Origin of the sequence: Sulfurimonas sp. NWX79 (genome assembly GCF_039667035.1) — a bacterium.
GTDB lineage: Bacteria > Campylobacterota > Campylobacteria > Campylobacterales > Sulfurimonadaceae > Sulfurimonas > Sulfurimonas indica.
Window position 1 is genome coordinate 1 of sequence record NZ_JALCZL010000022.1, and the last position, 24,255, is coordinate 24,255.

23 protein-coding genes are annotated in these 24,255 nt (G+C 36.9%); 5 read left to right on the forward strand and 18 right to left on the reverse strand.

What is annotated here, in order from left to right; genetic code table 11:
- Positions 1-116: 116 nt before the first annotated feature.
- From MNY27_RS08795 to MNY27_RS08870, 16 genes are all read right to left on the reverse strand, one after another.
- On the reverse strand, positions 117-977 hold the full coding sequence (locus MNY27_RS08795; RefSeq protein ID WP_346392171.1) for a HAMP domain-containing sensor histidine kinase: 861 nt from the start codon (positions 975-977) through the stop codon (positions 117-119).
- Between the two features lie 9 nt (positions 978-986).
- A complete protein-coding gene (gene leuA, locus MNY27_RS08800; protein WP_346392172.1) occupies positions 987-2,645 on the reverse strand; it encodes a 2-isopropylmalate synthase in 1,659 nt (552 codons plus the stop codon).
- 169 nt (positions 2,646-2,814) lie between these two features.
- Complete coding sequence (gene glnA, locus MNY27_RS08805) at positions 2,815-4,245, reverse strand: type I glutamate--ammonia ligase (protein WP_152183320.1); 1,431 nt, start codon at positions 4,243-4,245, stop codon at positions 2,815-2,817.
- Between the two features lie 176 nt (positions 4,246-4,421).
- Positions 4,422-5,891 (reverse strand): bifunctional diguanylate cyclase/phosphodiesterase, encoded by a 1,470-nt coding sequence (locus MNY27_RS08810; RefSeq protein ID WP_346392173.1) that lies wholly within the window; start codon positions 5,889-5,891, stop codon positions 4,422-4,424.
- 119 nt (positions 5,892-6,010) lie between these two features.
- On the reverse strand, positions 6,011-7,390 hold the full coding sequence (locus MNY27_RS08815; RefSeq protein WP_346392174.1) for an ATP-binding protein: 1,380 nt from the start codon (positions 7,388-7,390) through the stop codon (positions 6,011-6,013).
- 42 nt (positions 7,391-7,432) lie between these two features.
- Positions 7,433-8,092, reverse strand: coding sequence for a PhoU domain-containing protein (locus MNY27_RS08820; RefSeq protein WP_152183322.1), 660 nt, complete (start codon positions 8,090-8,092; stop codon positions 7,433-7,435).
- Entirely contained in the window at positions 8,092-8,874 is a 783-nt protein-coding gene (pstB, locus tag MNY27_RS08825) for a phosphate ABC transporter ATP-binding protein PstB (RefSeq protein ID WP_152183323.1), read from the reverse strand. Before pstB ends, MNY27_RS08820 begins: the two co-directional genes overlap by 1 nt.
- Before the next feature lie 10 nt (positions 8,875-8,884).
- Positions 8,885-9,688 carry a phosphate ABC transporter permease PstA gene (gene pstA / locus MNY27_RS08830; RefSeq protein ID WP_152183324.1) on the reverse strand — a complete coding sequence of 268 codons (804 nt, stop codon included), beginning with the start codon at positions 9,686-9,688 and terminating at the stop codon, positions 8,885-8,887.
- Positions 9,688-10,665, reverse strand: coding sequence for a phosphate ABC transporter permease subunit PstC (gene pstC / locus MNY27_RS08835; RefSeq protein WP_152183325.1), 978 nt, complete (start codon positions 10,663-10,665; stop codon positions 9,688-9,690). The genes pstA and pstC overlap by 1 nt, the downstream gene beginning before the upstream one ends.
- A 153-nt stretch (positions 10,666-10,818) precedes the next feature.
- The gene (gene pstS / locus MNY27_RS08840; RefSeq protein WP_152183326.1) at positions 10,819-11,823 is read right to left on the reverse strand and encodes a phosphate ABC transporter substrate-binding protein PstS; all 1,005 of its coding nucleotides are present in this window, start codon (positions 11,821-11,823) and stop codon (positions 10,819-10,821) included.
- A gap of 83 nt (positions 11,824-11,906) precedes the next feature.
- Positions 11,907-13,088, reverse strand: a complete 1,182-nt coding sequence (locus tag MNY27_RS08845; protein WP_246153804.1) for a putative porin — start codon at positions 13,086-13,088, stop codon at positions 11,907-11,909.
- Positions 13,089-13,182: 94 nt separating this feature from the next.
- A complete protein-coding gene (locus MNY27_RS08850) occupies positions 13,183-13,770 on the reverse strand; it encodes a hypothetical protein (RefSeq protein ID WP_246153805.1) in 588 nt (195 codons plus the stop codon).
- A gap of 163 nt (positions 13,771-13,933) precedes the next feature.
- Positions 13,934-15,571 (reverse strand): SulP family inorganic anion transporter, encoded by a 1,638-nt coding sequence (locus MNY27_RS08855; protein ID WP_346392175.1) that lies wholly within the window; start codon positions 15,569-15,571, stop codon positions 13,934-13,936.
- Positions 15,555-16,232, reverse strand: a complete 678-nt coding sequence (locus MNY27_RS08860) for a carbonic anhydrase (RefSeq protein WP_152183328.1) — start codon at positions 16,230-16,232, stop codon at positions 15,555-15,557. The genes MNY27_RS08855 and MNY27_RS08860 overlap by 17 nt, the downstream gene beginning before the upstream one ends.
- Positions 16,233-16,289: 57 nt before the next feature.
- On the reverse strand, positions 16,290-16,583 hold the full coding sequence (locus MNY27_RS08865) for a hypothetical protein (RefSeq protein WP_152183329.1): 294 nt from the start codon (positions 16,581-16,583) through the stop codon (positions 16,290-16,292).
- Positions 16,584-16,693: 110 nt separating this feature from the next.
- Positions 16,694-17,896, reverse strand: coding sequence for an acyl-CoA desaturase (locus MNY27_RS08870; protein ID WP_152183330.1), 1,203 nt, complete (start codon positions 17,894-17,896; stop codon positions 16,694-16,696).
- A 147-nt stretch (positions 17,897-18,043) separates the two neighbouring features.
- Between MNY27_RS08870 and MNY27_RS08875 the strand changes: the two genes are divergently transcribed.
- The 5 genes from MNY27_RS08875 to MNY27_RS08895 are packed head-to-tail and all read left to right on the forward strand — an operon-like array spanning position 18,044 to position 21,830.
- On the forward strand, positions 18,044-18,964 hold the full coding sequence (locus tag MNY27_RS08875; RefSeq protein WP_152183331.1) for a branched-chain amino acid transaminase: 921 nt from the start codon (positions 18,044-18,046) through the stop codon (positions 18,962-18,964).
- 33 nt (positions 18,965-18,997) lie between these two features.
- Complete coding sequence (locus MNY27_RS08880) at positions 18,998-20,089, forward strand: prohibitin family protein (protein ID WP_152183347.1); 1,092 nt, start codon at positions 18,998-19,000, stop codon at positions 20,087-20,089.
- 2 nt (positions 20,090-20,091) lie between these two features.
- On the forward strand, positions 20,092-20,772 hold the full coding sequence (hisIE, locus tag MNY27_RS08885; protein WP_152183332.1) for a bifunctional phosphoribosyl-AMP cyclohydrolase/phosphoribosyl-ATP diphosphatase HisIE: 681 nt from the start codon (positions 20,092-20,094) through the stop codon (positions 20,770-20,772).
- A gap of 3 nt (positions 20,773-20,775) precedes the next feature.
- Positions 20,776-21,288 carry a DUF2393 domain-containing protein gene (locus tag MNY27_RS08890; RefSeq protein ID WP_152183333.1) on the forward strand — a complete coding sequence of 171 codons (513 nt, stop codon included), beginning with the start codon at positions 20,776-20,778 and terminating at the stop codon, positions 21,286-21,288.
- The gene (locus MNY27_RS08895; RefSeq protein ID WP_152183334.1) at positions 21,285-21,830 is read left to right on the forward strand and encodes a DUF2393 family protein; all 546 of its coding nucleotides are present in this window, start codon (positions 21,285-21,287) and stop codon (positions 21,828-21,830) included. The genes MNY27_RS08890 and MNY27_RS08895 overlap by 4 nt, the downstream gene beginning before the upstream one ends.
- Here the strand turns inward: MNY27_RS08895 and MNY27_RS08900 are convergent.
- Both MNY27_RS08900 and purF read right to left on the reverse strand, forming a co-directional pair.
- Positions 21,827-22,786 carry a TIGR01212 family radical SAM protein gene (locus MNY27_RS08900; protein ID WP_152183335.1) on the reverse strand — a complete coding sequence of 320 codons (960 nt, stop codon included), beginning with the start codon at positions 22,784-22,786 and terminating at the stop codon, positions 21,827-21,829. The genes MNY27_RS08895 and MNY27_RS08900 overlap by 4 nt on opposite strands.
- The gene (gene purF, locus MNY27_RS08905) at positions 22,786-24,141 is read right to left on the reverse strand and encodes an amidophosphoribosyltransferase (protein ID WP_152183336.1); all 1,356 of its coding nucleotides are present in this window, start codon (positions 24,139-24,141) and stop codon (positions 22,786-22,788) included. Before purF ends, MNY27_RS08900 begins: the two co-directional genes overlap by 1 nt.
- Positions 24,142-24,255 lie beyond the last annotated feature (114 nt).

Below are 24,255 nucleotides of genomic sequence, written 5' to 3' on the forward strand. Positions count from 1 at the left end.
TTGGTGCCTTTGGCAGTTGACACTAATGCCAAGTGGATGGATAGAAAATATGTTTCGTGGGAAAATTTGGAACATGATTGTGAAGTTGATGAGGAATTTACAGAAAATTTTTGACGCTATCGTGAGCTCATATAAAGACCGATTCCTGTCCCTTTCCCATCTGCTTTGGTTGTGACATTTGGTTTAAAAATTGAGCTAATAACAGCAGATGGGATACCCCCTGCATTATCTTCAAACTCAATGATTCCAGCGTTTTCATTTTTATAGGTACGAATGCTAATGAAGCGATTTTGAATAGCTTTTTCATTAAAAGCATCTATGGTATTGCTGATAAGATTTAAAAAGAGATGTTTAAACTCATTGACCTGTCCACGAAGCACAATATCTTCTTGCGTCTCTACATTGACAGTAATGGTATTTTTGAGCAGTTCATCTTTCATAAGAACCTGTACGCTCTCCAAACACTCTGTAACTGAGAAATCCTGTGCATCTTTGGATGGTCTGAAAAATGTTCGAAATTCATTGAGGGTATTTATCATATGTGTTATTTGCATATGTGTCATCTCTGTTACTTCTTTGATGTAAGCTTCATCAACAAGCCCATTTTTAAAATCATTGAGTAGCATATCATTCATCATACTGAGTGAATTAAGCGGCTGCTTCCATTGGTGTGCCACAGCGTCCATCATCTCCCCCATAGCTGCCATCTTAGACTGTTGACGAAGCATCATATCTTTTTTTGAGAGCGAAGCATTTTGGGCTACGTTGCGTTTGTCTATCTGTTTTAAAAAGTAGGTGTGATTTTTAACAAGTTTGGCATTTTTTTTCTTTTGGTTGTAGTAGAGCCCAATCAGTTCTTGGGTCTTTTCATAGAGTTTATCACAAGAGCTCTCATGGAGCTCTTTGATCTTTGAACGTTTGAAAAGTAAGTTTATCTCATCTATGAGCTTTTTACTTTCATCATCTTCTTGCTGCATAGTAGCTCTTTAAGAAAAAGCCCTGTTAAGCGCACAGAACATCGCTTTTATCGATGCAACAGTGATATCATTATCTGCTCCGACTCCAAAGCAAGAGAGGATCTCTTTGTTTTGGATTTCGATGTATGCGACTGCTTTTGCAGAGCTTTTGTCTCCACATGAGTGTTCAGCATATGATTTGATTGTAAAATCATTCTGATACTCTTTCATGAGTGCATTTTTGCATGCATCAATTGGGCCATTGCCTTGACCTTCAGATGTAATCTCTTTGCCTTCATAGAGATACTTAAGCGTACATTTTGACACACCGTTATCGGTAGTCAGTGAGACATCTTTAAAAGTGATATGCTCTTTGACTCTAAAGTAAGTATCTTTAAATACTTCCAAAATCTCTTCAGGACTTAACTCTCTACCTTTTTCATCACTGAGTGCTTGCACAGCTCGACCAATCTCAGGATGCATTGCTTTTGGAAGCTGGTAACCGTAGTTTTTCTCTAAAATGTATGCTACACCACCTTTACCTGATTGAGAGTTGATACGGATGATGGACTCATAAGTCCTTCCAACATCAGCAGGGTCAATTGGCAAGTATGGAACCTCCCAGAAAGGGTCTTCTTTAGCATTTTGGTAGGCAAGACCTTTATTAATAGCATCTTGGTGTGAACCAGAAAATGCTGTGTATACAAGTTCTCCAACATATGGATGACGTGGGTGCGTTGGAAGTTCTGTAACACGCTCAACTATTTCGACTACTTCATTAACATCAGAAAAATCAAGTCCACTGTCAATGCCTTGTGTTGTCATGTTGAGTGCCAATGTGATGATGTCAACATTTCCTGTACGCTCACCATTGCTTAAAAGTGTTCCCTCAACTCTGTCAGCTCCTGCTAAAAGTGCAAGCTCAGTTGCTGCGATGGAAGTGCCTCTGTCATTGTGTGTATGCGTTGAGATGATGACATTTTCTCTATTGTCCAAATGTCTGCTCATCCACTCGATCTGGTCTGCATAGATATTTGGTGTAGCCATCTCGACAGTTGCCGGTAAGTTGATGATAACCTGACGTGTGTCACTGATGCCCCAGCGAGCAGTTACTTCATTAGAGATGCGTGCAGCAAACTCCAACTCTGTCCCCGTGAAACTCTCTGGAGAGTACTCCAAGAAGATTTCCCCGTCATGTTCAGCTTCATACTTTTTCACCAAATCAACACCTTCAAGTGCCAAAGCGATAATCTCTTCTTGTGTTTTAGAAAAGACTATTTTCCTTTGTGCAACTGAAGTTGAGTTGTAAAGATGCACCGTTGCTTTTTTTACACCGCGAAGTGCTTCAAATGTTTTGGCAATCAAATGCTCACGTGCCTGAACAAGTACTTGAACCGTTACATCATCAGGAATTAGGTTGTCATCTACAAGTTTACGTAAAAAGTCAAATTCTACTTTAGAAGCAGAAGGAAATCCCACCTCTATCTCTTTAAATCCGAGTTTGAGTAAGAGTGCAAAAAGTTCAAGTTTTTTATCCATGTCCATAGGGTTGATAAGTGCTTGATTACCATCACGCAAATCTACACTACACCAACGAGGCGCTTTTGTAATTGTATTATCTGGCCATTTTCTGTCTGGCAAATCTATTTTTGGATAAGGCTTATATTTGCCTTTTGGAATGTGATTCATTATGAATCCTTTCACTTGAAGTTTTTTAATAACACACTCTTACATTTGTTATTAATGACGGAATTATAGCGAATTTGGAAGTTTTTAAAAAGAATTTTTGAAGTTAGTTTTTATTTTAAAGGATAATTTTTATTGTTTAAGGTGCTTTTCTCCCAAAAAGGGAGAAATATTAGCACTGGTAAGTAGTTTTAAACTCGTAAGCAGTTGGGCGACCCTCATCTGGGAATACGTCACGTTCGAATTTGTAACCTTGGTATGTATTGATCATTTCATCAGTAAATACTGGTTTTAGGAAGTCATGATCTGCAATAAGACCCTCTAATGCTTCACGTAGTGTGTGTGGCATTTGTTGGATTCCTCTTTCACGAATCTCATCAAGAGTAAGTTCAAACAGATCTTCATCCATTGGACCAACAGGAGTTAGTTTGTGTTTGATTCCATCAAGTCCAGCCATCATCATTACAGCGAATGCAAGGTAAGGACAAGCAGTAGAATCTGGGAATCTCATCTCAATACGAGTAGCTTTTTCACCTGCACCATAAGGGATACGACAAGCAGCTGAACGGTTTTGTGAAGAGTAAGTAAGAATACTTGGAGCTTCAAAACCAGGGATAAGACGCTTGTAAGAGTTTGTTGAAGCATTTGTAAATGCAGCAACAGCTTTAGCGTGTTTGAAGATACCAGCAGCATAGTTAAGTGCTAACTCTGAAAGGTTACCGTAGTTTCCTTCTGTATAGAAAAGGTTTTTACCATCTTTCCAAAGTGATTGGTGAACGTGCATACCGTTACCATTGTCACCATAAAGTGGTTTAGGCATAAATGTAGCAGTTTTACCATTGAGGTGAGCGATCATTTTTACAACATATTTGTATTTTTGAACATTATCTGCAGCAGTGATGATATCACCAAAAACGATACCGATTTCACCTTGACCCTGTGCAACTTCGTGGTGACCAAGAACAACTTCAAGACCAACTTGCTCTAAAACTTGCATCATCTCAGCACGCATATCTACCATAGAGTCTGTTGGTGCAACTGGGAAGTAACCACCTTTAGTACCTGGACGGTGTGCAGTATTGTACATATCTTCATAGTGTGTATTAGAGTTCCACTCACCCTCTTCAGAATCTACTCTGTATCCTGCTTCATTGATGTTATCAACAAACTTCACATCATCGAAGATAAAAAATTCATTCTCTGGTCCAAAGTATGCAGCATCAGCAATACCGATCTCTTCAGCATGTTTCAATGCTTTTTTAGCGATTGAACGTGGACATTTTTCATAAAGCTCACCTTTGTAGATATCAAAAATATCACAAATAAGGATTACTGTCGGATCAGCAGTAAAAGGATCTAAGAAAGCTGTTGGAACGTCTGGTTTTAAAATCATATCTGATTTGTTGATTGGTTGCCATGCTTCGATTGAAGAGCCGTCAAATGGAAAACCATTCTCTAAGTTCTCAGCATTTACTGCAGAGTAGCGGTAAGTAAGGTGATGCCATGCACCTTTTATGTCTGTAAATCTTAAATCTACGAATTGAACATCATTATCTTCACAAAATGTAAAGAATTCTTCTATACTATTAACGAATTTTCCCATTAATTTTCTCCTGATTTTTATCTGCACATAGTATATCTCATAAATTAATAATGGCAGGTTTAATTTTGATTAAAAAATAGTCATCTTGTTGATTTGTTTCGTAAAGTTATAGTTTTATCTGTTTGTGGTCATTATGCAAGAAATTAAATTTAGCTAAAAGAAACAAAGTAGTAACTTTATTCTTTTAAGATACTGCAACCAATAGGAGTTTGATGTTTTTTAGACTCTTTTTTTATTTCTCCCATAATTACATCGAAATTCTCTAACAGACTTTGTGCTTGTATTTCTATAATAGCAGCAGAGACACTTAAAAGATTGAAATTTCTTTGAATCCCAAATCTATCTTGAGTACTAATATAACCTCTTTGTCTGTCATCTCGAGAATATATGGATGATACCTCTTCTTTGAATTTTTTTTGAATGCTCTCAACAGACCGATATACAGTTGGGTAGTCTATATTTTTAAAGCCGACAAAAAAATCATCACCTCCAATATGTGCTATAAAACTCTTACTGCTAAACTCTTTTTTTAGAATTTCACTAAAGAGTAAGATTACCCGATCACCAGTACGAAAACCATAACTGTCATTAAAAGGTTTAAAGTCATTGAAGTCAAAATATACAAATGTATGAAAAGACGATTTATCAGTGTGGAAGGACTCTTTTATAAACTTTTTTATACTGTCATTACCAGGAAGCTTTGTCAATGGATTTTTTTGTGTTGCTAAGGCAACATTTCTTTTATAAGAGATACTTAAGAGGTTGTTTGAGTTGATAAACCCCAGATATTTGCCATTATTCGTTACAAATAGGCCTTGCAGGTCACCTTTTGCATTATGATACACTTCTAAAATTTTATCAACGCTCCAACTGATTTCAACACGAACAATATTTTTATCTTTGATATATTTGCTTAATTTCTTTCCATTGTCATCATTCTGTACCAAAGACATACCATATTGGGAATATGATAAATCTCTTATCTCATTTTCACAGATTATACCTTTGACAATACTGTGTTTGTCAATGACAGGTATAAAATGAAGCTCTTTATTCTGTTTAAAGTATTGGAAAATTTTTTTAAAATTTAGATCTTCTATGAATAAAGGAACCATATATGTTATTTGTTTAGAGTCAATACTATTAGCAGTATGGGTTCTAGAGTCATCTTCATAGATTTTTTTGATATTGAGATAATTTTTTTGAATATTTGCTATATCTAATGTCGGTTTTTGAACAAAATAACCTTGTAGCAGATTGGCACCTATCTCTTTACAGATATAATATTCTTCTTTTGTTTCTACACCTTCGGCTATAACAGTTATACCCATTGTATGAGCGATATTGATAATATGCTGACAAAAAAGTCTCTTTTTATTGTCATTTTGTATATTTTCTATAAAAAATCTATCGATTTTGATAAAGTCTGCTTCTGCGTAGTAAAGCATTTGAAATCCTGCTATACCTGTACCGAAATCATCAATGGCAATAGCAAAACCACTCTGTTTGTATCGTCGTACAAGATTTGTTACAGAGCTTGGATCACTGAGTGTACCTCGTTCACTTAATTCAAAACAGGCACACTCTTTATCGAGTTTGTATTTTTGTAAAATTTTTTCGGTATTTCCAAGTTTAAAATCAGGCATATAAAGAATGCAAAATCAAGTTCTGCAGTAATTGTTTTCCATCGGTTACTAAGCAATATATCTCTTTCTTTGGTGTTGAAAAATTATAGTGTAGCTATATTACGAAGTGATTACAGAGTTTAAAACTTTATTCTAAAAGTTGAGCCTTCATTCTCAATACTCTCAACTTCAAGTTTAAAACCGTGAAGGTTGACAATGTTGTTGACTAAAAAGAGCCCAAGTCCGAGGGAGTTGTTCCATTTATTTGTATGGGCTCTGTAGAATTTTTGTGTGATGTTCTCTAAGTCTTTTTTAGAGATTCCTATACCGGTATCGACAACTTCAAAGCTATCTTTAGTGATGTTGATATGTACTTCATCTTCAGAGTATTTAAAAGCATTCTCAATTAAGTTACATGCAACGATACCAAAGAGTGTCTCATCCGCTTCTATTGTGATATCTTTATCTCCACTGATGATTGTTTCTCTGTTATGGTAGTTGATTTTTATATTGTCAACACATTCACTGAGTAGCTTATAGAGGTTTATTTTGCGTTTTTTGAGGTCTTGCTGCCCGCTGTCAAGTTTGATAGAAAGGCGGAGTGTATCTATGAGCTCACTAAGCTTTACACCGTTTTTATAGATTTTTTCCAAGAATTTTTTACGTATATTTGGATTGATATCTGTATCATCAAGCAGTGTTTGTGAGTAGCCGTTCACAACGGCAATAGGGTTTTTAAACTCATGAGAGATTGCAGAGATGATATCATCTTTTTGTTTGTTGGACTCTTGAAGTCTTTGGGTGTATTTTGATTTTTGCTTCTCTTTTTTTACGATGATTTGTGAGACTTTTGTTAAAAGATTGGTAATGTATGCAAACTCTTGAGAGTAATCAGAAGAGATGTAGGTAGATTTTTTCTTTTTTGTCAAAGATTTTAAAAAGTCAACTATCTTATTGGTTTCATACTCTATCTCTTTATTGACTTTGTAGCTTGCCATCAAAACAGCTATAAAGAAGATAATGATAGCTGCAAGGATTTTCAGACCAAGGCTGAATATTTCATTCTGGATGCCATTGATCTCCTGTGCCAGACGGATATAGATTATTTTATTGTGGATGGTGAACTTTTTAACAACATAAAGCAGGTCTTTATCAAGTGTTTTGGAGTGTCGGATCTTATAACCGATGCCATCTTCCCTTGCCTGCATAATCTCATCACGATATTTGTGATTATCCATCGTTGTTTTATCTTTATGTGATTCTGCAAGAATATTACCGTTTTCATCAATAAGTGTCAGTCTCAGATGGAGTCTCTTTTTGACATCAAGAGCAAGTTTATCAAGGTTAGTATCATTGTTGATAGTAAGTGAGAGAAGTTCAATGTCCTGCGTGAGAGCATCTTTACTGCTCGCAATATAGAACTCATAGGTCCAGTAGTAAACGATACCACCGACAATGAGAAAGAGGCTGAGAAAAAGTGTTAAAAATTTTCTAAGAACTATTTGATGAAACTTTAACACCTTCTACCCCTTTATTGTATTTATAGATACAATTTTAACAAATTAGTTGTGAAAGTTCCCACCTATTTTGATATAAACTAAAAGATTTGCAACGGCAATGGCACGAGAAGCGATTTTTTCACTTTTTCTCAGTGCACGAAGCATTTTGTGATACTTTTTAAAAGAGTTTGACCCTTCAGCCTGTTCAACAAGGTTTCTCTCTATCATTTCATAAAGATCATCCGCTTTGTTCTCTTCGATAAGTACCTCTTCATACATCTCCTGTAACTCGTCAACATCATCAATGTTGATCATGGTTACTGTAGTTTTAATCGCTGTTACAGTTGAAGCTTGCATAGGGAGTGCATACTCATTAATCGTCTTTACATCCAAGTCGTTACATACATCTGTAAACCCACGGATGAAACTGCGTGTATTCGCACAGGCACGTGAAAGCTCATTTGTGATTTTAAGGTATGCCACAACCTGACGAAGATCTCTTGCCTCTGGAGTATAAAGTGCTAAAATCTTAATGATGGCATTATCTATCTCATCAGTTTTAGAACTTACATTTTTAATGTGACTCTTTGCATCATTGAATTTTTGTGTATCACAATCTTTGAGCGCTTCTAAAATAAGCTCATTGGCTTTTACAAGCCCTTCACCTATTTTTGTTATTTTTGTTTTAACATCATTTAAATTAGTTTGAAATGTCTGTAGCATTATCCGAATCTCCCTGTAATATAATCTTCTGTCTGTTTCTCTTTAGGATTTAAGAAGATGTTTTCTGTTTTGTCATACTCAATTAAATCGCCCAAGTACATAAATGCAGTGTAATCACTGATACGTGAGGCTTGCTGCATATTGTGTGTAACGATGGCGATACTCACATCTTTTTTAAGCTCAACGATGAGCTCTTCAATAGCACCTGTGCTTATTGGGTCAAGCGCTGATGTTGGTTCATCAAAGAGAAGAACTTCCGGTTTTACTGCAACTGCACGTGCGATACAGAGACGTTGTTGCTGTCCTCCTGAGAGTCCCATTGCAGACTTGTCCAATCTGTCATGGACCTCTTTCCAAAGAGCTGAACCTTTAAGTGCCGCCTCAACTCTGTCTTGGAGTTCACTTTTGTTCTTGATGCCAGCAATTTTTAATCCATAAGCGACATTATCAAAGATGCTCATTGGAAAAGGTGTCGGTTTTTGAAAGATCATCCCAACCTTTTGACGAAGCTCGATGAACTCATTCTCTTTTTTAATCTCTAAAATATTTTGGTACTTTCCAGTCTCAAAATCAAGCAACTCAATTTTGCCATCATATTTATTTCCAGGATAGAGATCATGGATACGATTCATAGAACGAAGCAGTGTTGATTTCCCACAACCACTTGGTCCGATGAGTGCTGTAATTTTATTTTTTTCAATTGGGAGTGTAATACTCTTTAGTGAAGGATGCTCCACTCCAGAGTATGTAAAAGAGAATTTTTTGATTTTCATTACCGGCATATTAAAGTCCTTATTTTTTATTTCTTGTTATAAATCGACCTGTAAGGTTGATGATGAGTACCAAAACAGTAAGAATGAATGATGCGGCCCACGCCAAATCACGACTGGATTCCTCAGGCTCATTTGCCAAGTCATAGATACTCACTGTCAGTGATGGAAAACTCTCACCCAGGTTCAGACTAAAATAGTTTGAAGTCTCAGATGTAAAAAGCAGGGGTGCAGTCTCTCCGATGATACGTGCAAATGCAAGGAGTATCCCTGTCATGATTCCTACTTTTGCAGCTTTGATGACAATATCGATGATAACTTTGTACTTTGAAGCACCAAGTGCGATACCTGCCTCACGCAGCTCACGTGGAACAAGGCTAAGCATGGAGTCTGTTGTATTGATAACAACAGGAATCATCATAATTGCAAGTGCAATGGCACCTGCGAAACCACTTGTCCCACCCATCGGTACAACAACGATAGCATAAACAAAAGCACCAATGACAATGGAAGGTGCCGACATCATAATGTCTGAGAGGTCACGAATAAGTGCGGCATAACGTCCTTGTCCATACTCTTGAATGTAAATACCTGCAGTCATTCCAAGTGGAATACCGATGAGTGAAGCAAGACCTGCTAAGATCATCTGTCCTACGATAAGGTTACGAAGACCACCTTCGATGAGGTCATTTAAAAAGAGTGAAAAATGAAAAGAGCTAAGCCCTTTCATAAAAAGTGTGATAAGAATCCATGCTAAAAATGCAAGACCAACCCCTGCTGATAAAATTGAGAGTGCTAAAAAGATTTTATTGATTAAAAGTCTCATTATTTAGCCTTTTTCAAAAAGTAGAATTTTGCAAGTGAGATGACCGCAAAAGAGATGATAAAAAGAATAAGTGCAAGATAAAAAAGTGCACTCTCACCAAGACCGCTTGCTTCACCAAAGTTGTTTGCCATTGCAACTGGAATGGAAATAGTTGGATCGTTGATCGCTTTTGGAAGTACAAAGATTGAACCAATAAGAAATGCAACTGCCATCGTCTCACCAAGAGCACGACCGAGTGCTAGGATGATCGAACCTATGATACCTACTTTTGAGTATGGGAAGATAATGTCTTTAATCACTTCAAATTTTGTAGCCCCTAAGGCATAAGCGGATTCTTTGAGTACTGCAGGAGTTGTGTTCATACTGTCACGTGTAATAGCTGCCATAAATGGTAAAATCATAACACCAAGAACAAGACCGGCTGTTAAAAGGGAGACCTGATATCCCCCAACAAGATCAGCAACAATAGGTGCAAAATAGTAAAGTCCCCACATACCAAAGATGATACTTGGGATTGCAGCAAGGAGCTCAATGGCAATACCTACAACGTAAGAGATGTTTTTTGGTGCAATTTCTGCTAAAAAGACTGCAATTCCCATCGCAATTGGAAGTGCAAAAGTAAGGGCGATGATGGTTGTAAGCAGTGTTCCTACAATTGGTACAAGTCCGCCGTAGATGGTCTTTGTAACAGTGTCATCTTCATCATCCAAAAGCATCTCATCATCATCTTCATCGAGAATCATATCGTCTTCGTCTGCTATGGCATCATCTTCTGCATCATTTGCTACAGTATCAGCCCTCAAAGATGGAGTTTCAACTACAATTTCTTTGTTCCAGTCAGGATTAATAATAAAATGTAGTCCAAACTCATCAATAGCAGGTTTCGCTGCAGAATAGAGCGTGATAAAGATACCGATTAAGAGTACAAAAACAAGTGTCGCACTTGAAAGTGAGAGCTTTTGAAAGATTTTTTCCATATAAAACCTTAAGAGAAATTAATGACGGAATTATAGTGAAGTTTGATTACAAAGAGGTTACAAAACAGGTATGCCAACTCTAAAAGAGTGGCATAAGGGAGAAAATGAAATTTTGAAATTTGTTTTTGGGGCTTTTGAAAAGATTGGGAGGAATTATCTAATTCCTTTTTCTTCCCAATATTTTCTTATTTTGTTTGTTAGGCTCTCTGGTAATGGAACAAAACCTAAACTTTTAGCGATATCTTGACCGTTTTTGTATGCCCAGTCATAGAATGCTGTTACTTTTTTATCCATCTCTGGTTTCTCAGATGGCACTAAAATGAATGTAGCTGCTACCATTGGGTAAGAATCAGCTCCTTTAGGGTCTGCGATCACTGCATAGAAATCTTTTGCAGGATTGAGTGCTGCTTTTGCTGCTGCTGCCTGGAAGTTTTTCAGTTCTGGCTTGATGTAATTTCCTGCTTTGTTCTCAACTGTTGCCATTGCGATGTCGTTGTTTTTAGCATCTGCATAGTCAATATATCCTACAGAATAAGGAGTTTGCTTTAGAAGTGCTGCCACACCTGAGTTTGTTTTTCCACCGATGTGGTGATCACCAGGCCAGCTGAGTGATTTTTTCGCACCATACGTCTTTCTCCATTTTTTTGAAACTTTTGAAAGATAGTATGTAAAGTTGTATGTCGTTCCAGAACCGTCTGCACGATGAACAAATGTTAATTTTTTGTGTGGAAGTTTCATACCTTTGTTTGCATCTGCAATGATTGGGTTATCCCAGTATTTGACACTTCCGTCTGCAATGGCAACGATAGCTGCACGTGAGAATTTAAGATTATCTATACCTGGAAGATTATAACCCATTGTGATAGCACCAACAACACCTGGGAATTGGTACAGACCACTCTTTTTAAGAACTTTTGGGCTTAAAGGTTTATCAGTACCAGCAAAATCAACTGCACGAGCTTTTGCATCTTTGATTCCTTTTGAAGAACCTTTTTTAATATAGTCAATTTTAATACCTGTCTCTTTATTGTAAGCCTTAATCCATTTTTGATATACACTGTATGGAAAAGAAGCACCACTACCTTTGATTACATCATTGGCACTAAGACCAGCTACTAACACTGAAGAAGCTAGAGCAATTTTGATCACTTTTGTCATTTGTTACACCTTTAAAATTTAAGTTGTCGAAGTATAAAACAGTTAGATTACAAATTGATTACATAAAATTTGCAATTTATCTGTTAAAACTTTATGATAGCATCCAACTGCACACGTTCATAATCTGCTTCTGGTTTACCATCTGTTTTGCCTGCTAAAAGTGTATTGTAAAAGAGTGTTGCAGCAAGATATGTTCTTTTGCCAAATTTATATTTTGCTCTAATGGCATGCCCTTTAGCTGCAGTACCACCACCAAAATTATCAGAGTCACTATGCGCACCTACTACTGCATCTGCCTCAAGATATGTATAAGAGTATTTTAGCTGCCAATCATGAACTTTTTTTGCTTTTCCTATTTTGACTGCTACATCATAACCAAAGTTTTTATCACTTGCTGCACTGTTGTATGCTATCCCCGCAGCAAGTGCCAGTGGTTTGCCATATACATCTTTAAACTTAAGTTCCCCAAATGCTTCTAAAATATGGTAATCATTTGCAAAGACACCATTTACCAAAGTATTACCCATACCTGTATCTTTATTGGTACCGTAAATAGGTGTATTTCCTTTAACACCGTCATAATAATAAACGCCTGCACCTAAGTTTAATTGAGAGTTTTCCAGTTTAATCTTCTCTACATATTGTGCAAAAAAGAGGTTGATAGTATCTTTGGCAGTAACCTGCTCTGCATATGTTGGTTGACTGATACCGAAGTTAATGATACGAGAGTCATTTTTATAGTTATAACTTGCACCATTGAATGAAAGGTCATTATCCCAAATAAGCTGTGATTTGATTGGTCTATATATCATATAGGGATGTCTTCCGACTTTTATTGTAGAGTCTCCACTTTTATATGCAATGTCTAAAATGTTAAATCTCAGTGACTGCCAAAAGTAATCACTTAAAGGTTTTGTATCTAAAAATGTCTGATTTCCAGAAGTTGGATTTCCATAGCCACTTCTCATACCAACGTCAAATTTTAGATTTTTAGTTAAATCAATAGCTGCTACTAATCTTAATCTATATCTGTTGTGATAAGTGTACTTGTTTGTACTGTCGGTTCCATCTTTGTAGAAAGTCTCTTTACTTTCATAGCGTAATCGTAGATCACCTGCAAAATGAAATCTTTCAAGGATGTCATGTTCAATTCCCGTAAGGTGAGCAACATTTTTATGTTCGAGGGGTGTATTTGGAGTTGCGTGGAGTGCAACTGAGCCTAAAGTTAAAGTAGTTAATGTTGATAAAACGATTTTTTTTATCATTACGGTTCCTTTTCGTTTATTTGGCGAAAGTATAAAACAGGAAGGTTACATAATGATTACAAAAAAAGTTGTCCATCGTAAGAATCCTTAAGGCTTATTTCTTCTTTCTTGTTTTTGAAATACGATTTGTATTTGCTTTGTATTTTGTTTTTTTTAACTTCTCTACAGTCTGTGTTGCGATATTAAGTATATCACTCACAACGCAAACATCATCTTTAACGAACTCCTCTCTATTCTTTTCAAAAATATAAAAAAGTTCTGTAAAATCTATCTCTTTTAAAAAAGGATACAGATCTGTAGATTTTTCTTCTTCTAAAATCCAGTGGCTTAAAATGCATATAATCAAAAACTCTGGCATATATGCTGGTTTATCTTTGTAATATATTGAAACTTGTTGCGCCATAGCATCATAATAATTTATAAGCGGTTCTTCCAATTTTGCTATTTTTCGTAGTTCCGGATAGGTTTTTGCAGATTGAACCAAATTAAGAAGATAATCAACATTGACAACGACTTCTTGAAGCTTTGCAGTCAGATATCTAAGTGTAGTATATACATATTCTGTTTCTTCTTTTGTTCCTACTTTCAATTCAAAGTCATTCTCCTCTACTTCTGTAAAGTATCTCTCAAGAGCAGTTCGGGAAAAAACAAGAATAGCCTCTGTTTTAACACTGTTTAGCATAGTAGGCTTAATTCGATTTTTACAGTTATTGCTTACATTATGAGTGGCTTCTAATATATTATTAGAAAGTAACATATTCTTTAACATACAAATTCTCCTATAAACAATCATATCTCCTCTGAGCCAAGAACCCAGAGGATTTAATAATTCTATTTTTATACTATTACGGCATTTTTTTCAGTGCTTTTAAAGCGTCAGAAAAATCTTCATATATATCTTCATATGGAACAAGTTCTGGTATAAGCCCAATATTTTCAAGCATTGCCTTTGGTTGCTTTTGGATTCCACTAAGAAGTACTTGAATACCTTTTTGTTCCAATGCCAAAACAGCATCTTCAATGGCATACATACCACTTTGATCAATCATTGGCACATTTTCCATTCTTAAAATTACATATTTGACTTCAGGAAGATCTTGAATGATTGTTTTAAAGTGGGAAACAAATCCAAAAAAGATTGGTCCATCAAAGTGTTGAATATAGATTTTCTTTTTAAGTTCTTCTGGAATATCGGATTCATCTGGAAGCACTCTCTCACAATTTGATAGCATGTTCCCAGTAGATTTTGCTTCTGCCAAATCTGCCATCTGTTTCATAAAAAGTAAAGAGGCAAGCACTAAACCAACACCGACAGCTTGAAGCAAATCAACAAAAACAGTAAGAGTCAGCACAAGTATCATCACAACTGCATCAGCACGAGGTATATTTTTGATGTGTTTTAAACCTTTATAATCAATAATCCCTATACCAACAGAGACTAAAATCCCAGCAAGAACAGGGAGTGGAATAAGTTTGGCATATGCTCCTGCACCAAGAAGAACGACTATTAATACTATAGAGTGAATCATTCCAGAGAGTTTTGTCTTTCCACCTGAGCGGATATTAACAACAGTTCTCATGGTAGCACCAGCACCAGGAAGTCCACCGATAATACCGGCAAAAGCATTCCCTACCCCTTGACCAATAAGTTCTTTATTTGAGTCATGTTGTGTTTTTGTCATATTATCTGCAACAACAGAGGTTAAGAGTGAATCGATCGCACCTAAAGCCGCAAGAGTAAGTGCCGGAATGATGAGAACCATAGGATGATGCCAGTCCATGTTTAAAAGAGTATCAATGTGTACATCAGGCAAACCTTTTGGTATATCTCCAATAATTGGAACATTTAAAGCCATAACTGTTGATACTATCGATAAAACTATAAGTGCTACTAGTGTTGAGGGGATCGCTTTTGTAACTTTTGGAAAAAGGTATATAATGGCGAGGGTTGCAGCTGAGAGTATAAATGCTTGGACATTGATGCCATTAGCAATTGACCCTATATTTGCAAAAACATCTATGATAGTTCCAGGCGATTTCATTCCAAAAAATGGGAAAAACTGAAAAATGATAATGATAAAACCGATTCCACTCATAAATCCAGAGACCACAGGATATGGCATATATCGTATATATTGCCCTATACGAAACACTCCCATAAGTACGAGAAAAATTCCAGCCAAAACAAATGTAGCGACAATGGTTCCAATGGCTGCTTCAACTGATCCGTATATGGCTATCTCTCCTGCAATAATTGCAGAAGAGACAACCGTCATGGGACCTGTTGGACCAGATATTTGCGTACTCGTTCCACCAAAAAGAGCCGCGAAAAATCCAAGAGCTATAGCACCATAAAGTCCGGCAATCGCTCCCATTCCAGACTGAACACCAAAAGCAAGTGCCAAGGGAAGTGCTACAACGGCAGCTGTAACTCCACCAAATATATCCCCTTTAAGGGTTTTTGGATTAAACAGATTTGTCATTGTTTTTCCCTTTTTGTGATTTTTCTTGCAAAAGAGGTTTAAAGGTCGATTCATCTGGGTCATAGTACTCAATCTCTCCACTCTCTAAATCATATATCCAACCATGAAGATGAAGTTCCCCGGCATCTACCGCCTCTTTAACATAAGGGTACGTTAAAAGATTTTCTATCTGAAACACTACTGAAATCTTTTCAGTAAGCCGTAAAATCTCTTCTTGTGTTGCATCTTTTGATTTTGCCAGCAGTGCTGTCTCTTTTGCTTTTTTTCCAAGCGAAAGCCATTTTTTTGTATGAACAAAGGGCTTCTCATCTACATTTGTATAGAGTGTTGCTATAGCTCCACAATGGGTATGCCCACAAATAATAATCTCCTCAACCTCTAATGCCGTAACAGCATACTCAATACCGGCAGCTGTTGCATGATAGTCCTCATCTGGTTTGTAAGGTGCTACAAAATTTCCAACATTGCGTAGTACAAACAGTTCACCAGGACCTGTTTGAGTAATAAGGTTTGGAACAACTCTTGAATCAGCACAGCCAATAAAGAGTGCTTTTGGATGTTGCCCGTTTTCTACTAAATCGAGCAGCTCAGCTTCATGTTTTTTGAAGTAACTTTTTTTAAACAGATCGTTTCCGTTGAGAATGGTGCTGTTTTTGACCATAAGATCTCCTTCATAATAATAAAATTTATAAATTGTGTTGATGGGTTGTATATAAAATTATGAAGCGATAGGGGGTCTATAAAGAAGTAAGGAGAGTTTAAAGGAGTTTTTTTTCTGCGTGTTACAATATTGAATCAATATAGTCGAAAAAACTGAGTATGCAAAAAAATCATTTGTAAATTCATCGATTTGATCTTTCTCTTTTTCACACTCTTTTTCGTACTCTACAGCGGTATATTTAGTAGTTTTTTCTATGTCACATTGAAACTGATTTGTAAATGCATTTGCATTGATAATAGCGATGTAAAAAAAAGTAATCACAAGAAGTAGTGTCTTTTTTGTTGCTATCATCCATTTCATCCTTTCATTTGAATGCTAAAAATATGCTTCTGATGATATTGTAGCGCAGGGTGGTAAATAAATTGTTGATTTAGAATAAGTTTTAACCAGGGACTTCTTGATCAGACACCATCTACTCGTAGAACTTTTGTATTGCCAACCATTAATTCAACCGTCATAAATATTCGTTTAAATACAGACTCCTGACGATACTCCAAGTTGTGTTTTTTACAGATATCTTTTACTATCGGTTGCATTTTTTGATAAAAAGAGTGTGGCATATTTGGAAAGAGGTGATGCTCTACCTGATAGTTTAAAAAGCCATGTAAAAAGTCGATAAAATCACTGCCTGTATTATAGTTTACACTTCCCATAATCTGTCGAAGATAGTACTCACCTTGAGATTTGTGAGGTGTTGAGAACTGATAGATATCTTCTGCTGAGTGGTTTGGAACGATAACCAAAAATGAGTGAAGATTTGCGAAAAATTCACCAAGCAGTAAAAATCCAAGGGCAGTTCCTACAGCGCTCCAGCCCCATGGCAAGAAAAGTAATGGAAGAAAAACAAATTGAAAAAGTCCATATGGAAGTAGGTACTCTTTCCATAACTCTTGCCCTCTTTTTGTAAATGGAGAGAAGTCATAACGTTGTGTTCTTGGGTCGTTCATTGTTTTATTGTCTTTATTTTCTAAGATTCTTTGTGTATTTGGAGCATAATAAGCAAGTTTCCAGATACCTGCAAAGATATATACAACTGCATATTTCATCCACATAGGAATTTTTGCATTATGAAGCCACTCAAGATTTTTTTCAACATTGTCAGGATCATCAAGTTCACCAAGATGGTAATGGTGCATAATGTTATGTTCATATACCCATGCATCCGGTTTTATCCAATCAAGCCAGTCGATGTAGCGTCTCCAACCTTTTGCATAACCTGCTTTTGTATATCTGTACGGAATATTTGGTACTTTATCGTAAGCACCATGAAGAATTGGGTGTGTTACATTTGCCCAGCGAGCGACATTTCCTACGCCGATAAGGAAGGCTCCAAGTATTCCAAAAAGCCAAAAGTCCAAAGTAGACATTCCTGAATTGTAAGTGCTCATTATTGTAACAGCTGCTATAAGAACAAAACCACTGATAGTAGCAAATCGTCCCCACTTTTCAAGTTTTAAAAGGTGCTCAAAATCCTCTTTTCCTACTTCTATTGTCTGTTTTATCTTATCGATATCGCGTTGTAATTGCTCTTTATCAACCTCTTCATACGGTGTGTATTGTACATCTTTTTTATTGAGTGTTTCATAGCTGGTGAGTTTTGACAAATTTTACTCCAGTTTCATATTTTTCGCAATTATAGATAAATTATATTTAAGTTATGTATAAATAAAGGATATAGCTCAGAACTCTTTTATCTAATGTAAATATCATTTTGGATAGAATAGCAACAATTATAATAACTGGAGATTTTAATGGACGCAGCCAAATATATTTGGATGAATGGAGAGTTTGTAGCTTGGGATGATGCAAAAGTACATGTACTCTCACACACACTGCACTACGGAAATGGTGTAATTGAAGGAACAAAAGCTTATAAAACTGAGAAAGGGTATGCGATTTTTCGTTTGAATGACCATACAAAACGATTAAAAGAGTCAGCGAAAATGACACTTATTGATATTCCTTACAGTGTCGAAGAGATGAATCAGGCACAAATCGATCTGATCAAAAAAAATGAATTCACAGGAGACAATGTTTATATCCGTCCTTTTGCATTTTTAGGTTATGGTGTAATGGGTGTTTATCATAAGGATGCACCGGTTGAGACTGTTATGGCTGCATGGGAGTGGGGTGCATACCTTGGTGAAGAGGGAATGCGTAAAGGAATCCGTCTTAAAATTGCTTCGATGACAAGACCTGCAAACACTTCAAATATGGGTAAAGCAAAAGCAACGGCGAACTACCTGAACTCACAAATGGCAAAATTTGAAGCGATTGACTGCGGTTATGATGAAGCACTTTTACTTGATGATCAAGGTTACATTGCTGAAGCAAGTGGTGCATGTTTTTTCATGGTAAAAGATGGAGAGCTCATCACACCTCCAAATGACAACTCACTCGCTTCAATTACACAAAAAATGGTAATTGAGATGGCTGAAGATATGGGCATCAAAGTAATTCGTCGTCGTATTACCCGTGAAGAGGTTTATGTTGCTGATGAAGCATTTTTAACAGGAACTGCTGCAGAGATTACGCCTATTGCTGTTGTTGATGCAAGAGAGATAGGAACTGGTTCTCGTGGAGAACTGACAGAGAAAATCCAAAGTGGATACTTTGATATTGTGTTCGGTAGAAATCCAAAGTATGAGCACTACCTCACGTACATAGATTAATAAAAGGGAAATAATTTGAAAGAGAATATACTAATGGCTTCAGATATGAATGACTATTTTAACAAGAAAAAGAGTCAGGGAGGTGGTTTTAAACAAAACTCTTCTGGCGGGAACAGTGGAGGACCGAGTGGTCCACAGATGCCAAATATGAACTTTAACATGGGTGGAAAAAAAGCTGCATTTATTTACTTTATAGTGGCTATTGTAGTTGTTTTAGTTCTTGCGAAACCTTTTACGATTATTGAAGAGGGACAGCGTGGTATTTTAAGTACAAATGGTAAATACCAAGACCAAGCACTTCTTCCAGGATTGCACTTTATTATTCCGGTCATTCAAAAGGTCTATATTGTAGATACAAAAGTTCGTATCATCAATTATGCTTCTCGTATTGATTCCATTTCAACACGAGGTGATGGAATTATTACGAAACCGGCAGTTACTGTTTTAGATAAACGTGGACTTCCAGTATCTATTGAGCTGACTGTTCAGTATAGACTAAATGCTCAATTTGCAGCGCAAACTATCTCTAACTGGGGATTTAGCTGGGAAGATAAGATTATCAACCCTGTTGTTCGTGATGTAGTTCGTAATGTAATTGGTAAGTATGAAGCAGAGTCGCTTCCGCAAGAGCGTAATGTAATCGCTGCTGAGATTGAAGTGGGAATCAGAAAGAGCGTAGAGTCTCTTAAAAACTCTCCTGCAATACTGCAATCTGTACAACTTCGTGAAATTTTACTTCCTCCAAAAGTAAAAGAACAAATTGAACGTGTTCAACTTGCAAAGCAAGAGGTTCAACGTGCAGAGCAAGAAGTACAGCGTGCAAAACAAGAGGCACTCAAACGTGCTGCAGAAGCTCGCGGTGTTGCTGAAAAAGCAAGAATTGAAGCTCAAGGTAAAGCAGATGCCATTACAATTGAAGCAAAAGCAAAGGCAGCAGCAAATATTGCCATCGCAAAATCTTTAACATCGAAACTTCTACAATTAGAGCAGATGAAAGTGCAAAGCAAGTTCAATGATGCTCTGCGTGAGAACAAAGATACGAAAATCTTTTTAACACCTGGTGGTTCTACACCAAACATCTGGGTAGATATGAAAGATGCTAAGAAAAGAACAACGGCACGATAATTATGGAAGAGATCCTCAATAGAGTAGATTGGCAGAAGCAGGAACTTTTGCCGGTCATCGTTCAAGATGCACTAACAAATGAAGTGCTGATGATGGCATATATGAATCGTGAAGCACTTGAACTCTCACTCAAAACAAAAACAGCACACTACTTCTCACGTTCAAAACAGCGTATCTGGAAAAAGGGTGAGAGCAGTGGACATACACAAGAGATACAATCTTTCAATATTGACTGTGATAATGATACACTCCTTATCAAAGTAAAACAAAACGGTGTGGCCTGTCATACAGGCCGCAAGTCATGTTTCTTTACAGAGCTTGAGAGTGGTAAGCTAGAGAGTGATGTTGAGATAAATACAGAAGCTGCTTATGGTGTCATCGATACACTCTACCATACGATCCAAGAGAGAAAAAATGCAGATCCTTCAACTTCATGGACAGCCAAACTACTCTCAAAAGGTGAAAATACAATCCTAAAAAAAGTTGTCGAAGAGGCAGGAGAGTACTGTTTTGCACATAAAGACAATGATGAAGAGGAGATGGTATATGAAGCAGCGGACCTTACGTACCATATGTTAGTTGCCCTTGCTTCAAAAAACATCTCACCTGACAGAATAAAGCAAGAACTTGCTCGCCGTTTTGGTATGAGTGGAATCGCTGAGAAAAATTCGAGAAAAGATTAAGAGATGAAAATAAAGGTGCAAAGCTTTATAGATGGACTTATAACATATGACTATATTCTTTTTGGCTCTGTACTGACACTTTTTGTACTTTTTATCGTTTTAGCAATTTTACTCAGACGCAAGTTGATGCTTGCCATCTTTTTGGTACTTCTTGCATTTGTAACGTTTTTACTCGGTCCTACGCTAGGCTATATAGGTCTGCATAAGTTCCTTTTTAAGAATCATACAGAGCTTATAGAGCAGAAAAAGTTGAACTTTTCTCAGGCGGTTGTAGTCAAAGGGCGACTTGTCAATGACTCCAACTTTGATTTTAAATCATGTAAAATTACGGCAAGTGCTTACAAAGTTACACCAAATAAATATAAGAATTATATATACAAGCTAAAGCCTTTTAAAAAGATGTCGATAGTTGAGAAAGATATCAAAAAAGGTGAGACAAGAGAGTTTAAGATAATTGTCGAGCCTTTTACCTATAAACGAGATTATAATATCTCATTGGGAGCGAATTGTAAATGACACTACTAAATATTTGGCACTATGTTGTCCTTGGAGTTATTTTCTTTATATTTGTAAGTGGTGTTATCGCATCACTCAAGCAGAACGATGCAAAGATGAAATACTCTATGCTCTTCTCTATAACGCTCATTACGATATTTTTGGCTGTTTTTTCTGTTTTTGTGGTAGATAAATATACTAAAAAAGTAGAACTGTATAAACTTAAAAACAAACGAATCTTGGGGATTGGCAAAATCATTTATACAGGTGTTGTTAAAAATGTCGGAAATTATCCGATAGGAAAAGTCACATTTGATATCAAACTTGTCAATAAAGGGCATGCTACAGGTAATGTCAAAGGCGGAAATTTTTATAAACCAAGCGGGTTTATCAGTTTTTTCTCTGGCGGATTTAACAGAAATAGCAAACCGCAAACAATTGAAAAAGAGTTTATTGTTGCCAAGAACCTGAAACCTGGGCAGTCAAAACATTTTCGGGTATATTTTGACTATCCGCCATACTTTAGTTCAACCGCCCACTTTGCAAAAGTGTGGGGACACTAGTACTTCAGTCCCACTTTTTTCAAAGCCTTGTTGATATGCTTTATCTGCTCATTTTTATCTCTACACCACTGTGGTGCTAAGAGAGAGTCATCATTAATGCCTGCTGTTACTCTCTGGACGGTTACATTTTCTGGTTTCATAAGTATTGATTTTACAAGAGTGTCGAGATAAAGCTCTTCACTGATAGGTTTAAACTCTCCACGACTGTATTCGTTTGCCAGTGCTGTTCGTTTTACAACATAGAGCGGATGGTATTTTACAGAGTCTATACCCCACTGATATGCTTGTTTGGAGGTCTCCAGCATCATCTCCTGTGTTTCACCCGGAAGACCAAAGATAAGATGCCCACAGACATTCAGTCCTGCTTCTTTTGATTTTAATATCCACTCTTTTACATTGGCACTGTCATGGCCTCGATTGATTTTATCAAGTGTTGCATCATACACAGATTGAATTCCAAACTCGATCCATATCTCTTTTGTCTTTGCCAATTCGCTGAGATATGCAAGTGTTTCATTTGTGATGGAGTCACTACGTGTTCCAATGCTAAGACCTACAACATCATCAAATGAGAGTGCTTTTTCATAAAGCGCTTTGAGAGTTTCAAAGGGAGCATAGGTGTTTGTAAATGATTGAAAATAGACAAGAAACTTCTGTGCCCCATACTCGTTTCTTTGACGTTTTGAGATGGCAGAGAACTGCTGTTCTAACTGCAAAAGCTGTTTTTCAAGAAATGGATTTTCATTGGAGTCAAGATTAAGGTGGAAGCCTTTTAACTCCTGGACTTCATCCCGTGAGGCTGAAAACGAGTCATTCTCACAAAATGTACATCCGCCTTTAGCTACCGTTCCATCGATATTTGGACAGGTAAAGCCTGAGATATTGATGCCGACCTTGTAAACTTTAGCACCAAACTTCTCACGCAGGTAGCTACCATAGGTATATATTTGCTTCATTAAACTATATATTTACCTGTGAAACAAGCAGTACAGTAGCTCTCATCTGTTGCATTGACACTTCTTAAAAGTGAAGCTTCATCAAGGTATGCAAGAGAGTCCGCTTCAATAAATTCACATATCTCTTTTGTACTCATATTGGATGCAATGAGTTTGTCTTTGTCTGGTGTATCGACTCCATAGTAACATGGGTCAGTTGTCGGAGGCGAAGAGATTCTCATATGCACTTCAGAAGCACCAGCCTCTTTTAACATTCGAATGATTCTTTTTGAAGTTGTACCGCGAACGATAGAGTCATCGACTACGATAACACGTTTGCCTTTGATGATATCTGTCATTGGAGAGAGCTTCATTTTGACCTTCAGATCACGCATCTCTTGTGTTGGTTCAATGAATGTACGACCGATATAGTGGTTTCTCATAATTCCCATCTCATAAGGGATACCACTCTCTTGAGCATAACCAATAGCAGCTGGAACACCGCCATCTGGTACAGGAATAACAAGATCTGCCTCTACAGGTTCAATACGTGCTAACTCTTTACCCATATTTTTACGTGTTTCATAAACAGACTGTCCAAATACAGATGAGTCTGGGCGTGCAAAGTAGACGTACTCAAAGATACAGTGTTTTGGAGTTGCTTCAAACACCTTAATACTTTGTGGTGCTTTTCCCTCTTCAAACACGATCAGCTCACCCGGTTCTACATCACGAATGAAAGTAGCTCCGACAAGGTCAAATGCACATGTCTCTGATGCAACGATATATCCACCGTTTGGAAGGCGTCCAAGACTAAGTGGTCTAAAACCGTGTCTATCACGCATAGCAAACATCTTTGTACGACTCAAAAATACAAGTGAAAATGCACCTTCAATTCTCTCTACTGCATCGATGATTCTGTCAAGCAGTTTGTCTTTTGTACTCTTTGCAATAAGGTGGATAAGATTTTCTGTATCCATAAAGGTTTGAAAAATTGCACCTTTTTCAATCAGTCCGTTACGAACTTCTTCTGCATTTGTAAGGTTTCCATTGTGAACGATAGCCATCTCACCAAGGTCATAACGAGCAAATACAGGTTGTGCATCCAGAATCGAATCATCACCAGCTGTTGAGTATCTTGTATGTCCGACTGCCGCAGAGCCTTGTAGTGTTTTGAGGTTCTCTTCATTAAAGACTTTCATAACCAGACCACGGTCTTTTATCGTATGAACTTTATGTCCGTCAGCTGAAGAGATTCCAGCAGCCTCTTGACCACGGTGTTGGAGTGCATGTAGAGAGAAGTAAGCAAGCTTAGAAGCCTCTTCATGTCCAAAAATTCCTACAACTGCACATTTTTCATTCATATTTTCGCGCAAATCTTATCCTTAGCAATAGTTCTAAAATATTAGTGCAATTATACTCAAAATATCTATAAATAATCTCAAAGCTATCTTAATTAGAGAAGATAATTAATTTTACATTGTGGAACT

Coding starts and splice junctions, on each gene's coding strand:
- hisIE (WP_152183332.1), top strand. CDS start 20,092: ATGGAAGAGATCCTCAATAGAGTAGATTGGCAGAAGCAGGAACTTTTG.
- MNY27_RS08860 (WP_152183328.1), bottom strand. CDS start 16,232: ATGGTCAAAAACAGCACCATTCTCAACGGAAACGATCTGTTTAAAAAA.
- pstB (WP_152183323.1), bottom strand. CDS start 8,874: ATGCCGGTAATGAAAATCAAAAAATTCTCTTTTACATACTCTGGAGTG.
- MNY27_RS08820 (WP_152183322.1), bottom strand. CDS start 8,092: ATGCTACAGACATTTCAAACTAATTTAAATGATGTTAAAACAAAAATA.
- MNY27_RS08865 (WP_152183329.1), bottom strand. CDS start 16,583: ATGATAGCAACAAAAAAGACACTACTTCTTGTGATTACTTTTTTTTAC.
- MNY27_RS08900 (WP_152183335.1), bottom strand. CDS start 22,786: ATGAAGCAAATATATACCTATGGTAGCTACCTGCGTGAGAAGTTTGGT.
- pstS (WP_152183326.1), bottom strand. CDS start 11,823: ATGACAAAAGTGATCAAAATTGCTCTAGCTTCTTCAGTGTTAGTAGCT.
- leuA (WP_346392172.1), bottom strand. CDS start 2,645: ATGAATCACATTCCAAAAGGCAAATATAAGCCTTATCCAAAAATAGAT.
- MNY27_RS08875 (WP_152183331.1), top strand. CDS start 18,044: ATGGACGCAGCCAAATATATTTGGATGAATGGAGAGTTTGTAGCTTGG.
- MNY27_RS08895 (WP_152183334.1), top strand. CDS start 21,285: ATGACACTACTAAATATTTGGCACTATGTTGTCCTTGGAGTTATTTTC.
- MNY27_RS08880 (WP_152183347.1), top strand. CDS start 18,998: ATGGCTTCAGATATGAATGACTATTTTAACAAGAAAAAGAGTCAGGGA.
- MNY27_RS08845 (WP_246153804.1), bottom strand. CDS start 13,088: ATGATAAAAAAAATCGTTTTATCAACATTAACTACTTTAACTTTAGGC.
- MNY27_RS08890 (WP_152183333.1), top strand. CDS start 20,776: ATGAAAATAAAGGTGCAAAGCTTTATAGATGGACTTATAACATATGAC.
- pstA (WP_152183324.1), bottom strand. CDS start 9,688: ATGAGACTTTTAATCAATAAAATCTTTTTAGCACTCTCAATTTTATCA.
- MNY27_RS08795 (WP_346392171.1), bottom strand. CDS start 977: ATGCAGCAAGAAGATGATGAAAGTAAAAAGCTCATAGATGAGATAAAC.
- MNY27_RS08855 (WP_346392175.1), bottom strand. CDS start 15,571: ATGACAAATCTGTTTAATCCAAAAACCCTTAAAGGGGATATATTTGGT.
- MNY27_RS08850 (WP_246153805.1), bottom strand. CDS start 13,770: ATGCTAAACAGTGTTAAAACAGAGGCTATTCTTGTTTTTTCCCGAACT.
- glnA (WP_152183320.1), bottom strand. CDS start 4,245: ATGGGAAAATTCGTTAATAGTATAGAAGAATTCTTTACATTTTGTGAA.
- pstC (WP_152183325.1), bottom strand. CDS start 10,665: ATGGAAAAAATCTTTCAAAAGCTCTCACTTTCAAGTGCGACACTTGTT.
- MNY27_RS08810 (WP_346392173.1), bottom strand. CDS start 5,891: ATGCCTGATTTTAAACTTGGAAATACCGAAAAAATTTTACAAAAATAC.